Genomic DNA, 14207 nt, shown 5'->3' on the forward strand with positions numbered 1-14207 from the left:
ACTGCTTTCTCCTTAACGCTCAACCCAGCCTAACGTGCGCTCGGCGAGCAAATTCCGCACCAGCGGCAGTGAATCCATAGCCATCAGGCCAAGGTTTCGTCCTGCCACCAGTGGTGTATAGCGGTTAGCAAATAGCCTGACCAGGGTGTCGGTAATACCAATAGTAGCGCGGGCATCCGGCTGACGGCGCTGCTGATACTGCTGTAAGGTGGCGTAGCCTCCCACATCCTCGCCTGCACGCCAGGCCGCTGCTACGGTTTCGGCCAGCGACATGACATCACGCAGTCCAAGGTTAAACCCCTGTCCGGCGATGGGGTGCAGCGTTTGAGCAGCATTCCCCACCAGCGCCAGACGGTGTGAAACATGCTGGGAAGAAACCTGTAGCTGCAAAGGATAGCTGTGACGTTGCCCTACTTGTGTAAAGCGCCCCAGCCGCCAGCCAAACGCCTGCTGTAGCTGTTCGAGAAACTGCTTATCGCTCCAGCCATCGATACGGGCTTTTTCAGCAAGCGGGTGACACCATACCAGAGAGCTTCGTCCTGACGACATCGGCAGTAAAGCCAGCGGGCCATGCTCGGTGAAACGCTCGAACGCGCGGCCCTGATGGGGCTGCTGGCTGGAGACGTTAGCGATCACGGCTACCTGCTGGTAATCCTGTGACTGCCACTGCACGCCACAGGAAGCCGCAACCGCTGAGCGGGAGCCGTCAGCGGCAACCAGTAACCGGGCCTGAAGCGTTTCGCCGTTGTCCAGCGTGATGCTGGCACTCTGCTGGCTGCGCTCCACTCTGGTCACTTTTGCCGGGCAGCAAAGCTGCACGCCGGGCGCTTTTTTCAGCAGAGCGAACAGGCGCTGGCCAATATCGTGAAGCTCAACGACCTGCCCCAGTGCGGAGATACCGTGGTCGGCCGCGTCCAGCGAGACAAAGCTCGCATGTCCGCGATCGCTGACGTGCACATGGGTGATCGCCGTCGCGCACTCTTTCAGAGAGTGCCAGAGATTGATGGAGGCAAGCTGCTGACATGTTCCTTCTGCCAGGGCAATGGCCCGGCCATCATAGCCCGGGTGACGCCTGCTTGCCGGTTCCGTAGCCTCCACCAGCGTGACCGGTATGCCCCCCTGAGTCAGATGAGAAATCGCCAGCGCCAGCGTGGCGCCGGCCATTCCTCCTCCTGCTATTACAATGCTCATCAGGCTTTCGCTGCCGCCATCAGTGCTTCAATCTCGTCAGGATCCTTCACCACCGTGGCGGTGAGATTTTCATTGCCGTCTGCGGTGATAATAATGTCGTCTTCCACGCGGATACCAATGCCACGATATTCGGCGGGGACATCTGCATCTGGCGCGATATAGAGGCCAGGTTCAATGGTGATCACCATACCCGGCTCAAGCAGGCGGTCACGGTCGTTGCCATAGACGCCGACATCATGCACATCCAGCCCCAGCCAGTGGCTCAGACCGTGCATAAAGAATTTACGATGCGCCTGTTCTTCGATCAGCAGATCCACGTCACCTTTCATCACGCCGAGCTTAACCAGACCGGTAACCATAATGCGCACAACTTCCGCATTGACATCACGGATGCTGGTGCCAGGCCGGAACAGCTCCAGCGACCTGTTCAGCGAAGCGAGTACGATGTCATAGATAGCGCGTTGCGGGGCGCTGAATTTGCCGTTGACCGGGAAGGTTCGGGTAATATCGCCGGCATAACCGTTCAGCTCGCAGCCTGCATCAATCAGCACCAGGTCGCCATCACGCATCCGGCTCTCGTTTTCGGTGTAATGCAGAATACAGCCGTTTTCGCCCGATCCCACGATAGTGTTATAGGAGGGAAAACGTGCGCCATGACGGCAAAATTCATGGTGAATTTCACCTTCCAGCTGATATTCAAACATACCCGGACGACATTTTTGCATCGCTCTGGTGTGTGCCAGGGCGCTGATGCGGCCAGCTTCACGCATTACCGCCTGCTCTTCCGGGGACTTGATCAACCGCATTTCATGCACAACCGGACGCCAGTCAGTGAGGGAAGCCGGTGCGGTAAGATTCTGTCTTGATCCCCGGCGCAGCTTCTCCAGCGCGGCGAACAGGAGCCGATCCGCTTCCGGGTAGAGGCCCTGCGCGTGATAGACCTCGTCAAGGCCATTCAGTAACAGCGGCAACTGCTCACCGATGTCGCCATAGGGCAATGCGCGATCCACAGAGAGCTTTTCTGGCGCGGCATCCTGCCCAAGGCGACGGCCAAACCAGATTTCCGCAGTCAGGTCGCGGACGCGATTGAACAGCACGCTGTGATTATGGGTCTCGTCACTTTTGATGAGCACCAGCACCGCTTCAGGTTCATTGAACCCGGTGAAGTACCAGAAATCGCTGTTTTGTCGATACGGATATTCACTGTCGTTACTGCGCGTGACTTCCGGCGCGGCAAAAATCACCGCCGCGCTGGCCGGAGCCATTTTGCTCAGCAACGCCTGTCGACGGCGTAAAAATTCTTGCTGGGTCATCAACATCTCCTGATTGTGCCCTGACTTAATGCAGGGTCGGTTTTTGCACTTCCACGGCTGTTGGCACCACATGGGTGAAGGTATCGTGACAGAGCAGCGCCGCAACGCGGACATACTCAATCACTTCCTCAAGAGACTGCTCAAGCTCTTCCTGATCTTCATCTTCATCATAGCCGAGCTGGGCAATAGTCCGCAGATCGTCAATCGCTTCGCCAGTCTCGCCTTTCACTTTATCCAGTTTAGGCTGTGACACGCCAAGACCGAGCAGGAAGTGATTCACCCAGCCGGCTAACGCATCGGCGCGGTCGAACACGCTGATATCGTCATCTTCCGGCAGATAAAGCTGAAACAGAAAACCCTCTTCCTCAAGCGAATTGCCGACGGCCTCATGCAGCTGTTGCAGAGGCAAAGCCAGCGACTGGGAAAATGCCATACCTTCATTAGTCAGATCATGAACCAGCGCCTGCCAGTTGCTGTCCCTGGTGCCGCCACAAAGCATTCCGCTAATCAAGCCATGCATTTCAGCAGGGGTCATTCCTACGCCCTGCTGCGTGAGTGCTGAAGCCAGCGCGTCATAGCCCGGCATTGTGTTTGATAGTGACATACGTTTTGGTCATCGTTGGCTGAATAAGTTCGTGTTATGCTACCACCAGGTGCCTCAACGATTCCATAAAAGGGGTTGTTTCTTCTGTAAGGCGTAGTTATAGTTGCGCCCCTCCCAACCCAGTGTTAAGGGAGATTGGTGGCGAAGTAATCAGTCAGGATGGTGGCATGTCTGCACAACCGGTAGATATTCAAATTTTTGGCCGTTCTTTAAGAGTTAATTGTCCGCCTGAACAGCAAGATGCGCTGAATATGGCTGCCGAAGATCTTAATCAGCGGTTGCAAGATTTAAAAGTTCGCACTAGAGTCACAAATACCGAGCAGCTGGTTTTTATCGCTGCACTGAACATCTGTCATGAACTGGCGGCGGAAAAAGTTAAAACCCGCGACTATGCCAGCAACATGGAGCAGCGTATCCGGATGCTGCAGCAGACCATTGAACAGGCGTTGCTTGAACAGGGTCGCATTACAGAACGTACCGGTAGTAAGTTCGAATAACACCTCATCGTTATCTGTGTTAGAGTAACGGTGAAGTACAAAATTTCTCTGAGATGTTTGCAAGCGGGCCCGTCCCCTGAGCCGATATTTAATACCAACAGAGTCTGTTGCTCTGTAACTTGTGCGCAAGCTCGGTCCGTCCGAGAAGCCTGATGGTTACGACGGCATTCTCACCTTGAACCATGGGTTCAAGGGTTACAGCCTGCGGCGGCATCTCGGAGATTCCCCTCTCAGCTCTCCCCTTTTGAAATTCTCCCACTCAGTGTACATTCAGCTTTAGACTCACTCTTTCAGCCCTGAAGCACGGTGGAACCATGAACCTGAATCTTCGCGATCGCCAGGATATCCGTACTCATGTGCGTCATCTTCGTCGTGCATTGACAGCTGAGCAGCAACAAGAGGCTGCCGTGCAGGCTGCGGAGAAGGCACTGAATTTCGCGCCTGTTCAGCAAGCCCGGAAAATCGCCCTGTTTCTCTCCTTTGATGGCGAACTTAATACCCGTCCCTTGATCGCCAAACTCTGGCAGCACAAACAGCAGGTCTATCTGCCGGTTCTGCACCCTTTTTCGCCGGGACAACTGCTGTTCTTCCGTTACGATGCCACCACTACGTTAACGCCGAATAAGCTGCGGATCCCCGAGCCGCCGCTGGATATCCGCAACCTGGCTACGCTGAGCGAACTGGATGTGGTGATGGTACCTCTGGTGGCTTTCGACCGGCAGGGGCAGCGGCTGGGCATGGGCGGGGGATTTTACGACAGAACGCTTCAGAACTGGCAACAGCACAATTTTTTGCCGGTGGGCCTGGCGCATGATTGTCAGGAAGTGGATAACCTGCCGGTGGCCGACTGGGATGTGCCGCTACCGGCGATGATTACCCCCTCGAAGATCTGGCAGTGGTAGACAAAAAAACGCCCCGACAGAGAAATTTGTCGGGGCGTTTTTGTTGATGAGAAGGCTGGTTACCCTGCCCGCTCCCTTATTTTTTCATCTACAGGCAGGTTACCCCGCCCGGACAATCAGTAAAGCAGACGGGCGCGGATGGTACCCGGGATGGCCTTCATCAGCTGCAGCGCGGTGTTCGCCACATCCTGCGGCGCATCGATATCAATTACCACATACCCCATCTGCGGAGTAGTTTGCAGGTACTGAGCGGCAATGTTGATGCCCTGGCCCGCAAAGATGTTGTTGATTGCGGTCAGCACGCCCGGACGGTTTTCATGGATATGCAGCAGACGGCTCTGCTGGCCATGCATCGGCAGAGAAACTTCCGGGAAGTTCACCGCAGAAAGCGTCGAGCCGTTATCGGAATATTTCGCCAGCTTGCCAGCAACTTCAATGCCGATGTTCTCCTGAGCTTCCTGCGTGGAGCCACCGATGTGCGGCGTCAGGATCACGTTATCAAACTCACAGAGAGGAGAATTGAACGGATCGCTGTTAGTGGCAGGTTCTTCAGGGAAAACGTCGATCGCGGCGCCAGAGAGATGCTTATCAGCCAGCACTTTGCACAGCGCCGGGATATCGACCACTGTCCCGCGTGAGGCGTTAATCAGCAGCGCGCCAGGCTTCATCATCGCCAGCTCTTCCGCACCCATCATGTTCTGGGTAGAAAGGGTTTCCGGTACGTGCAGGCTGACCACATCACTCATGTTCAGCAGGTCAGAGAGATAGCGAACCTGAGTAGCATTGCCCAGCGGCAGCTTGCTCTCAATATCGTAGAAGAACACGTGCATGCCCAGGCTTTCAGCCAGCACGCCAAGCTGCATACCAATGTGGCCATAACCAATGATGCCCAGCTTCTTACCACGGGCTTCATAAGATCCCACCGCCAGCTTGTTCCAGATGCCACGGTGCGCTTTGGCGTTAGCCGCAGGGACGCCGCGCAGCATCAACAGCAGCTCGCCAATAACCAGTTCAGCTACGGAGCGGGTATTGGAGAAAGGTGCGTTAAAGACTGGGATACCGCGTGTTGCGGCGGCATTGAGGTCAACCTGGTTGGTACCGATACAGAAACAGCCCACCGCTACCAGTTTCTCTGCCGCGGCAAAAATGTCTTCGGTCAGTTGGGTGCGCGAACGAAGCCCGATAAAGTGCGCATCGCGGATGGACTCTTTCAGGGCTTCGCTGTCCAGCGCGCCTTTATGGAATTCGATGTTGGTGTAGCCTGATGCGCGCAGATTATCTACCGCGCTCTGGTGGACGCCTTCCACCAGCAAGAACTTAATCTTGTCTTTCTCCAGTGATACTTTTGCCATTTCCCGACCTTATTTTCGCTGACTTCGGATGTAACTTATAGAATAGCCTTATGCCAAAATATCAAAATTTAAGCCTGCGGCAATACAAACGATTGCCTGAGGGGTAGCACGGCAAAGGCATGGGACAGCACAAATTGGCAGATAATCACGGCGTGCGGGCCAGGATCAGCAGGATTAGCCTGAGGGCGAAACTTATGTGATATAAGTCACCAAATTTCGCCCTGTGAAGAAAAGATGTTTTTTTATAATAAATAAGCCAATGTCGTAATAACGCTGGTCAGATCATTTTTCTATGGTCTTTACGCCACTGGCGGTGCCAATCAGCGCGACGTCCGCGCCACGGGTTGCAAACAAGCCGACGGTCACCACGCCAGGCAGCGCATTTATGGCCATTTCCAGGGCCACAGCGTCCAGAATTTTGAGATTATGCACGTCGAGAATGATGTTGCCGTTATCGGTCAGGACGTGTTGGCGGTATTCTGGCAGGCCTCCGAGCTTCACTAACTCCCGCGCCACAAAACTGCGCGCCATCGGAATAACTTCTACCGGCAGCGGGAAGCGGCCCAGCAGGTCAACCTGTTTGGACTCATCCGCAATACAGACAAACTTATCAGCTACAGCAGCGATGATTTTCTCCCGCGTCAGCGCCGCGCCACCGCCTTTGATCATCTGCATCATGCCGTTGATTTCATCAGCGCCATCAACATAGACCGAAAGAGAATCGACCTCATTCAGATCGAAGACCGGAATACCCAGGCTTTTCAGCTTCAGGGTTGAGGCTTCCGAACTTGAGACGGTGCCCTCAATCTGATGCTTAATCGAGCCTAGCGCATCGATAAAATGTGCCGCAGTAGATCCTGTTCCCACACCGACAATCGTGCCGGGGGTGACGTATTCCAGTGCGGCCCAGCCTACGGCCTTTTTCAGTTCATCCTGTGTCATGATAAGTTTAGATTCCGTACAGCTACAGTGTGGCGCCAGTATAAAACAACCCGCACAGAAATCCCCGCCTTCGCGGCGGATTTGTTACCAGTTTGGAAGCGGGCCCACAAAGCTGTTAGCGGAGAATCTCGCCATTGCCCAGGGCAAAATGACAAAAATATGGCATAGTGCAGTTTCCACACCTGAAAGAGAGTTATCACCCACAATGAAACGCCCGGATTATCGCACGCTTCAGGCGCTGGATGCAGTCATTCGCGAGCGCGGTTTTGAACGCGCCGCACAAAAGCTTTGTATTACCCAGTCAGCCGTTTCTCAGCGAATCAAACAGCTGGAAAACATGTTCGGCCAGCCTTTGCTGGTGCGTACCGTGCCGCCCCGCCCCACCGAGCAGGGCCAGAAGCTGTTGGCATTGCTGCACCAGGTTGAGCTGCTGGAAGAGGAGTGGCTGGGCGATGAAAACAGTGGCACCACGCCCCTGCTGCTTTCGCTGGCGGTCAACGCCGACAGTCTGGCAACCTGGCTGCTGCCCGCGTTAAAAACCGTGTTAACCGATTCGCCGGTACGGCTGAACCTGCAGGTGGAAGATGAGAGCCGCACGCAGGAGCGCCTGCGCCGTGGTGAAGTGGTGGGGGCGGTGAGTATTCAGCCGCAGCCTCTGCCAAGCTGCCTGGTCGATCAACTCGGCGCGCTGGACTATCTGTTTGTGGGTTCGAAAGAGTTTGCTGCCCGCTATTTCCCGAATGGCGTTACCCGCTCAGCGTTGCTGAAAGCTCCGGCGGTCGCCTTTGATCATCTGGATGATATGCATCAGGCGTTTTTACAGCAGAATTTTGACCTGTCGCCCGGTAGCGTGCCCTGCCATATCGTTAACTCGTCAGAAGCCTTTGTGCAGCTGGCAAGGCAGGGAACCACCTGCTGTATGATCCCCCATCTGCAAATCGAGCGTGAGCTGGCAGAAGGCGAGCTGATCGATCTGACCCCAGGCCTGTTCCAGCGCCGGATGCTTTACTGGCACCGCTTTGCGCCAGAGAGCCGCCTGATGCGTAAAGTCACCGACGCGCTGATTGCCCACGGCCATCGCGTGCTGCGTCAGACCGACCTCGCATAAAAAAGGCCTCCGGATGGAGGCCCTCAGGGCATCGATAAAATGCAGGCTCAGGGAGCATATGCCTCTCACAAAGACGCAAAAAACGCCATCCCTGCCAGCTCAGCACGGGCCGTCCTTGGCCCGTGATGCTTTGTTCAAGGCACAGGCTCCCATCGCTTCGGGATTCGTCAGCAGTCTGAGGGCCTCCAAATGGAGGCCCTGGGCTTTACTGGTTACGCTGCAACTCAAACACCACATCGACCTGATCGTCGAAGTGAATGCTTTGCTTTTCATAAGTTTCAGCGGCGGAAGTCATTGGCGCAGCATCCGCCATTTTATACATCCGGGCCACCGGCATCGGCTGATAGTTAGCCACGTGATAACGGATGCTGTAGACCGCACCCAGCTTGGCGTTAAAGCCCTTAGCCAACTGACCCGCCTGTTGGGTGGCATTATCAATAGCCGCCTGGCGAGCTTTGTCACGGTACTGCTCCGGATTAGCCACGCCCAGTTCTACCGAACGGATTTCATTCAGGCCCGACTTCAGCGCCCCATCCAGCAGATCGTTCAGCTTGTCTAACTGGCGTAGCGTAACCTGCACCTGGCGCACAGCACGGTAGCCCTTCAGTACCGATTTGCCCTCTTTGGTGTAGTCGTATTCTGGCTGAGTACGCAGGTTAGCCGCATCAATATCTTTCTTCTCAATGCCATTTTTCTGCAGGAAATCAAAATACTGCGCTACGCGGTCGTCAGCCTGCTTCTTGGCATCAGCGGCATCTTTGGCGGTGATACTGACTTCAATCGCCAGGGTGGCAATATCCGGGGTGGCGTCAACGCTTGACTGACCGGAGGTCACAACATGGGGGCCGTTTGGCAATTCATCCGCCAGGGCAGTGAGTGGCAGCGTGGTTGCCGCCATCAGTCCAGCTAAAGCCAGTGCTTTCAATTTCACAACACTCCTCCTTGGAGAGAAATAATAGGGTGATGTCCGCCATGCCCTGCCAGAGTCGTGCAGGGGTATTAGCAGGTTGCCACCTGGCAGCACTGCAGGACGAGTCCGACAGTAATTACAGGTGGCTATCCGCCAGGCGCTGCCAGAGTAATACAGCAGATGACGCCTTAACATCAGTGATGCTCTGAGTTTTTATTCTGGCAAAAGTTCTCTCACAGAGCAGTTTTATCGCCAGACTGGTCACAGTTTTGTATCAAAAAGAGGGCAAGAATCCCTGCTGAGTGTTTCTATTAAAGAAACATAATACCCATGTCATCGCGATGCCTTACTGAATAAGAGATCATCACTATGTCTGAACAGCCTCTGACCGCGACCACAACCTGCCCCCGTGCCGGACGAACCCGATTTTTGATCCTTGGGTTGGTGTTTATCAACATCATCATCAACTATATGGACCGGACTAATCTTTCCGTTGCCGCTACGGAGATGGCGGGTGAACTGCGTTTTACGCCGCTGGAGATGGGGCTGATCTTTTCGGCCTTCGGCTGGATCTATGCTGCGTTGCAAATTCCGGGCGGCTTCCTGATTGACCGGCTTGGCGCACGCCTGGTCTATGGTGTCGGCCTGTTTGCCTGGTCGCTGATCACCGCCCTGCATGCCCTGGCCAGTAGCTTTTTGGGACTGGTAGGATTGAGGCTGGGCGTGGGTGCTTTTGAAGCGCCGGTCATGCCCTCGAACAACCGCGCTATCTCCAGTTGGTTCCCGGTGCATGAACGGGCCACCGCCATCGGCATCTACTCTTCCGCCCAGTTTGTCGGCCTGGCCTGCATGACGCCCTTGCTGTTCCATGTGCAGGATGCCTGGGGCTGGCGGGGATTGTTTCTGATCACCGGTGTGGCGGGCATGGTCTGGGCATTTATCTGGTACTGGCTCTACCGCGAGCCGCTGGATCATAAAGGCGTTTCTCAGGCAGAGCTGGACTACATCCGTGAAGGTGGAGCCTTGCTTGATAGCCGTGAGCAAGCGCAAAGACGATTCAGCTGGCAGGATCTGGCTCTGATGTTTAACAGCCGCAAGCTGATTGGGATCTATTTAGGGCAGTTCACCATCTCGGCCACCTTCTGGTTTTTCCTCACCTGGTTCCCTACCTATCTGGTCGACTATCGCCATATGAGCTTTATCAAGAGCGGCTACGTCGCCTCTGTTCCCTATCTGGCTGCTTTTTGTGGCGTGCTACTGGCAGGGTTTGTTTCTGACCGGATGATACGACGGGGAGTTTCGGGCAGCGTGGCGCGTAAAACCCCGGTGATCCTGGGCATGTTTATGACGCTGTTTATTCTGGGCGCGAACTACACCGACGATCCCACCTGGATCATTATTTTTATGTCACTGGCATTTTTCGGTAACGGGCTGGCAACCATCACCTGGGTCTTTGTCACCGCGCTGGCACCGCGGCATCTGATAGGGCTGGCCGGGGGCGTCTTCAATTTCACCGGCGCGCTCTCCTCTATCGTGGTTCCCATCGCGATTGGTGCGTTAATTGACGGGCAGAACTTCGCGCCGGCGCTGGCCTTTATTGCCATCCTGGCGGCGCTGGGTATCTGTAGCTATCTGTTTGTGGTGGGACGGATTGATGATGTCACCCCTTCACATTGATCAACTCAGCGGCCAGTTCCGCCAGTTGAGCACGGCGCTGAGCAATCTCCTGCTCGCTGCCCTGGTAGATTTTGGCAAAAGCCAACGCGGCGCGGTTGTGGCTCAAGGGTTCGGCAATCGAGACTTCACCATCTTCATGCTGCCAGACCAGTTGCCCCTCTGTACGCTGCTTAGCCAGCAACGGCACCATCTGCTGCCACTGTTCAACGCTGAAACGGGGTTGCAACTGGCTGTCCTCTTCAGCGGCCAACAGCGCAATGCCAATCACCGATTGCCAGGCCGGGATCATACGAAAACCGGCCAGCGCCTGGGTCACCTGGGCGCCAGGTTCGAAGTGATAGAGATAGATGACCTGATCCTCCCAGAGCACCCCCATCGCCACGACCAGATCTTTCGGCGCATGGCGTTCAAGCAGTGGCAGTGCCTGAGAAAACAGCGTCGATCCCCGGATAGCCTGAGCCGCCAGAGCGTGAATACCCGGCCCGGGAAGATAGCGCCGCTGTTCATCCTGCATCGTCAAACCGACCGAGGCCATGGTCATCAACAGGCGGTTCACTTTGGTGCTGTTCATGCCCATCTGACGCGCCAGTTCCCGGCCCCCGATCGCTTCGCTGCTGGAGACGAGATATTGCAGACAGCGGATCCCGTCGATCAGGCTTTGATTAGGTTGAGATGACATAACGCGCCCTGTAGTGGAAAACACCGATTTTATCTTTAGTTACCCAGGAAAGAAAACATGCAAATTTTCAGCCCGGAAACCGCCAGAACTTTCCCCCATCAAAGCCTGCACGCTGACCTTGTGGTAGCCGGTGGCGGCCTTGCTGGCCTTTGTGCTGCACTGGCCGCCGCCCGTGATGGATTGCAGGTGATTCTGGTGCAGGATCGCCCCGTACTGGGCGGGAACGCCTCCAGTGAAGTGCGCCTGTGGGCTAATGGTGCCACCTCCCATATGGGCAATAATAACCGCTGGGCGCGGGAAGGCGGCATTATGGGCGAGATCATGGAGGAGAATCTCTGGCGTAATAAAGAGGGCAACCCGATTCTGTTTGATGCGCTGTTACTGGATATGGCTCAGGCACAGCAAGGGCTCACCCTGCTACTGAATACCGCCGTCTATGCGCTGGAAAAAGCGGCAGACACTATCCAGTCAGTGACGGCGTTTAACGCCATCAACGAAACCTTTTACACTCTTCACGGGCGTCAGTTTTGCGATGCCACGGGGGATGGAGTGCTTGGATATCTTGCCGGTGCGGCGCACAGAGTAGGTGCGGAATCGCCGGACGAGCTGGGAGAGAAAATGGCGCCCGGCGATGACTTTGGCCATAAGCTCGGTCACTCCATCTACTTCTACACCAAACAAGGCGCGCAGCCGGTGAAGTTTGTTCCCCCTCTTTCGCGCTGCAGGATATTGAGGAAATCCCCCGTTACCGTCGGTTGACTTCCACGCTGAACGGCTGCGATCTCTGGTGGCTTGAATGGGGCGGCAGGCTGGATACGGTGCACGACAGCGAGCAGATCAAATGGGAGTTATGGAAAATTGTCTGGGGAGTCTGGGACTATATTAAAAACTCCGGTGAATTCCCGGACGCCGACAGGCTGACCCTGGAATGGGTCGGGCAAATTCCCGGTAAGCGTGAAAGCCGCAGGTTCACCGGCGACTACATGCTTTGCCAGCAGGATATTATTGAGCAGCGCGATCGCTATGACGCCGTGGCTTATGGAGGCTGGTCGATAGATCTCCACCCTGCCGATGGCGTTTACAGTAAAGAGGATGGTTGCCGTCAGTTTCACAGCAAGGGGACTTACACTATTCCCTTCCGATCGCTTTACAGCAGCTCGCTGGATAACCTGTTGCTGACAGGCAGGTTGATTTCTGCCTCGCATGTGGCGTTCGGTAGTGCCCGCGTGATGTGCACCTGTGGTCTGCTGGGCGAAGTTGTGGGCCGCGCTGCCGCCGTTTGCCACCATCAGCAAATCACGGCGAAACAGTTGGCTGCGCCGGAACGCGTCGGCGCTTTGCAACAGCATCTCCTCGCCAGCGGCTGTCATATTCCCCGCCTGCCGCTACAGGATCCAGCCTGGGGCGCAACCGTCACCGCCAGCAGCACTTACATTCTGGAGACGCTCCCGGCTGATGCAGGCTGGCATAAGCTGGAAGAACGCTGCGCGCTGTTGATCCCCATAAAAGCGGGTGAATCGCTTCCCACCTTTGGGTTTACCCTGCGCGCAGAAGGGCTGCAAACCGTGCAGGTCAAATTACTGACCAGCGAGAAATGTGCCAATACCACCGCCGATCTCCTGCTGAGTGAAATCTCTTTAGAGGTTCAGGCCAGCGGTGAGTATGCCGTGCACTTTGATTACCGTGCGGAGCAGGACAGATACCTGTTTATAGCCTTTGATATTCATCCACAGGTAGAGATGGCGCTGACCAGGGAGTTGTTGCCGGGCGTAATGACGGTATTCAACAGCCTGAATGCCAGAGTTGCAAAACGCACCCGCCAGATTGCGGATGGCGACTATGGTGTGGATGAGTTTGATTTCTGGTTACCGCGACGCCAGCCGCATCAGATTATGCCTGCGATTCATTTCAGCCAGCCGCTGGCGTTGTGGCACGCGGACTATCTGCTTAACGGGCGTTCCCGTCCTGAACAGCATACTAACGGCTGGGTCCCAGCCCCCAACGACAATCACCCCACGCTCACCTGGCAGTGGGCAACGCCGCAAACGCCGAAAAAATTGACGCTGGTGTTCGACAACGACTTTGACCATGCAATGGAGTCGGTGCAGATGGGCCATGCGCTGGCGGTCACCCCGCACTGTACAACGGAATATCGCCTGTGGGTCAACGACATATTACTGGCAGAAGTGACGGAAAATCGCCATTCGGTGTGCAGTCATGCCATACCGGAGGGTCTGGCTGTTACAGTAGTACGCCTTGAGCTGCTGAAAAGCGCAGGCGGGTTGCCCGCGCTCTATACGCTGAACCTCAGTTAGCCCAGCCCATGCCCTGCAATGCCAGTTTCAGGGCTATGCCCCACATCATCAGGCCAACCAGCCCATTAATAATCCGCTGCGCTTTGGTGGTATTGAGTAACGGTGAGAGCCAGGCCGCCAGGGAGGCCAGCCCGAAGAACCAGAGCAATGAAGCACTGGCCGAGCCCAGCGCAAACCAGCTACGGGCCTCTGCGGGCAACTGCCCCCCCAGACTGCCCAGCACCACAAAGGTGTCGATATAAACATGAGGATTGAGCCAGGTCACAGCCATCATAGTGGCAAAAATACGCCAGCGGCTCTGCTTCATGGCGGCGGCTGAAGCCATATCGATATTGCCGCTTAGCGCCGTGCGGAAGGCTCCCCAGCCATACCATAACAGAAAGGCGACGCCGCCCCAGGTGACCAGGCTCAGCAGCACAGGCGAGCGGGTCAGCAATGCACTGCCACCAAACACGCCACCGCAAATCAACACAATATCGCTCAGGGTACACAGGCCAGCCGTCATCAGATGATACTGGCGACGCACCCCCTGATTCAGCACCAGAGCGTTTTGTGGGCCAAGCGGCAAAATTAATGCGGCTCCCAAAGCCATACCCTGCAGGAAAATTGATAGCACTGAAAAGCCCTCGTCCGTTTTGATTGCAGGCGAGTGTATAGCGGGATTGTTATTAGAGGAAATGGATAAAACTTATGGGATATCAGATTAGCTAATAGTGT

Annotated in this window: 12 protein-coding genes, 1 other RNA gene and 1 pseudogene; 6 read left to right on the forward strand and 8 right to left on the reverse strand. The window is 55.6% G+C overall.

Translation table 11 applies throughout. The features are described from left to right. Positions 1-12 precede the first annotated feature (12 nt). Genes ubiH through VRC33_RS18420 form a run of 3 tightly spaced genes read right to left on the reverse strand, consistent with a single transcriptional unit; the run spans position 13 to position 3108 of the window. Positions 13-1191 (reverse strand): 2-octaprenyl-6-methoxyphenyl hydroxylase, encoded by a 1179-nt coding sequence (gene ubiH, locus VRC33_RS18410; protein WP_338558065.1) that lies wholly within the window; start codon positions 1189-1191, stop codon positions 13-15. Then, a complete protein-coding gene (gene pepP / locus VRC33_RS18415; protein WP_338558069.1) occupies positions 1191-2504 on the reverse strand; it encodes a Xaa-Pro aminopeptidase in 1314 nt (437 codons plus the stop codon). The genes ubiH and pepP overlap by 1 nt, the downstream gene beginning before the upstream one ends. 25 nt (positions 2505-2529) lie before the next feature. Next, positions 2530-3108 (reverse strand): YecA family protein, encoded by a 579-nt coding sequence (locus VRC33_RS18420; RefSeq protein WP_338558072.1) that lies wholly within the window; start codon positions 3106-3108, stop codon positions 2530-2532. Between the two features lie 167 nt (positions 3109-3275). Between VRC33_RS18420 and zapA the strand changes: the two genes are divergently transcribed. The 3 genes from zapA to VRC33_RS18435 all read left to right on the forward strand — a co-directional run bounded on the left by zapA (position 3276) and on the right by VRC33_RS18435 (position 4507). Beyond that, a complete protein-coding gene (gene zapA / locus VRC33_RS18425) occupies positions 3276-3605 on the forward strand; it encodes a cell division protein ZapA (RefSeq protein WP_318789620.1) in 330 nt (109 codons plus the stop codon). 42 nt (positions 3606-3647) lie between these two features. Continuing rightward, a non-coding RNA gene (gene ssrS / locus VRC33_RS18430) (6S RNA) lies at positions 3648-3831 on the forward strand. An 88-nt stretch (positions 3832-3919) separates the two neighbouring features. Beyond that, the gene (locus VRC33_RS18435; RefSeq protein WP_338558081.1) at positions 3920-4507 is read left to right on the forward strand and encodes a 5-formyltetrahydrofolate cyclo-ligase; all 588 of its coding nucleotides are present in this window, start codon (positions 3920-3922) and stop codon (positions 4505-4507) included. A gap of 116 nt (positions 4508-4623) precedes the next feature. Here the strand turns inward: VRC33_RS18435 and serA are convergent, their stop codons facing one another. Both serA and rpiA read right to left on the reverse strand, forming a co-directional pair. Then, positions 4624-5859 carry a phosphoglycerate dehydrogenase gene (gene serA, locus VRC33_RS18440; RefSeq protein ID WP_338558084.1) on the reverse strand — a complete coding sequence of 412 codons (1236 nt, stop codon included), beginning with the start codon at positions 5857-5859 and terminating at the stop codon, positions 4624-4626. Between the two features lie 282 nt (positions 5860-6141). After that, entirely contained in the window at positions 6142-6801 is a 660-nt protein-coding gene (gene rpiA / locus VRC33_RS18445; protein ID WP_338558086.1) for a ribose-5-phosphate isomerase RpiA, read from the reverse strand. Between the two features lie 205 nt (positions 6802-7006). Here rpiA and VRC33_RS18450 point away from each other — a divergent pair, with 205 nt between their 5' ends. After that, entirely contained in the window at positions 7007-7909 is a 903-nt protein-coding gene (locus VRC33_RS18450) for a LysR family transcriptional regulator ArgP (protein ID WP_338558088.1), read from the forward strand. A 205-nt stretch (positions 7910-8114) separates the two neighbouring features. Here the strand turns inward: VRC33_RS18450 and VRC33_RS18455 are convergent, their stop codons facing one another. Continuing rightward, positions 8115-8840 carry an oxidative stress defense protein gene (locus tag VRC33_RS18455; RefSeq protein WP_338558091.1) on the reverse strand — a complete coding sequence of 242 codons (726 nt, stop codon included), beginning with the start codon at positions 8838-8840 and terminating at the stop codon, positions 8115-8117. 348 nt (positions 8841-9188) lie between these two features. On the opposite strand from VRC33_RS18455, the gene VRC33_RS18460 reads away from it, so the two are divergent. Beyond that, on the forward strand, positions 9189-10496 hold the full coding sequence (locus VRC33_RS18460) for an MFS transporter (protein WP_338558093.1): 1308 nt from the start codon (positions 9189-9191) through the stop codon (positions 10494-10496). Here VRC33_RS18460 and VRC33_RS18465 read toward each other — a convergent pair. After that, positions 10480-11175 (reverse strand): IclR family transcriptional regulator, encoded by a 696-nt coding sequence (locus VRC33_RS18465; protein ID WP_338558095.1) that lies wholly within the window; start codon positions 11173-11175, stop codon positions 10480-10482. The two genes, VRC33_RS18460 and VRC33_RS18465, sit on opposite strands and share 17 nt — an antisense overlap. Positions 11176-11232: 57 nt before the next feature. On the opposite strand from VRC33_RS18465, the pseudogene VRC33_RS18470 reads away from it, so the two are divergent. Next, a pseudogene (locus VRC33_RS18470) lies at positions 11233-13490 on the forward strand (FAD-dependent oxidoreductase). Here the strand turns inward: VRC33_RS18470 and argO are convergent. After that, on the reverse strand, positions 13483-14106 hold the full coding sequence (gene argO, locus VRC33_RS18475; protein WP_338558097.1) for an arginine exporter ArgO: 624 nt from the start codon (positions 14104-14106) through the stop codon (positions 13483-13485). The pseudogene VRC33_RS18470 and the gene argO overlap by 8 nt on opposite strands. Positions 14107-14207 lie beyond the last annotated feature (101 nt).

Origin of the sequence: Erwinia sp. E_sp_B01_1 (assembly GCF_036865545.1) — a bacterium.
GTDB lineage: Bacteria > Pseudomonadota > Gammaproteobacteria > Enterobacterales > Enterobacteriaceae > Erwinia.

Excerpts from the sequence above, each read along its gene's own strand:
- ubiH (WP_338558065.1), bottom strand. The coding sequence starts at position 1,191 with ATGAGCATTGTAATAGCAGGAGGAGGAATGGCCGGCGCCACGCTGGCG.
- pepP (WP_338558069.1), bottom strand. The coding sequence starts at position 2,504 with ATGACCCAGCAAGAATTTTTACGCCGTCGACAGGCGTTGCTGAGCAAA.
- VRC33_RS18420 (WP_338558072.1), bottom strand. The coding sequence starts at position 3,108 with ATGTCACTATCAAACACAATGCCGGGCTATGACGCGCTGGCTTCAGCA.
- zapA (WP_318789620.1), top strand. The coding sequence starts at position 3,276 with ATGTCTGCACAACCGGTAGATATTCAAATTTTTGGCCGTTCTTTAAGA.
- VRC33_RS18435 (WP_338558081.1), top strand. The coding sequence starts at position 3,920 with ATGAACCTGAATCTTCGCGATCGCCAGGATATCCGTACTCATGTGCGT.
- serA (WP_338558084.1), bottom strand. The coding sequence starts at position 5,859 with ATGGCAAAAGTATCACTGGAGAAAGACAAGATTAAGTTCTTGCTGGTG.
- rpiA (WP_338558086.1), bottom strand. The coding sequence starts at position 6,801 with ATGACACAGGATGAACTGAAAAAGGCCGTAGGCTGGGCCGCACTGGAA.
- VRC33_RS18450 (WP_338558088.1), top strand. The coding sequence starts at position 7,007 with ATGAAACGCCCGGATTATCGCACGCTTCAGGCGCTGGATGCAGTCATT.
- VRC33_RS18460 (WP_338558093.1), top strand. The coding sequence starts at position 9,189 with ATGTCTGAACAGCCTCTGACCGCGACCACAACCTGCCCCCGTGCCGGA.
- VRC33_RS18465 (WP_338558095.1), bottom strand. The coding sequence starts at position 11,175 with ATGTCATCTCAACCTAATCAAAGCCTGATCGACGGGATCCGCTGTCTG.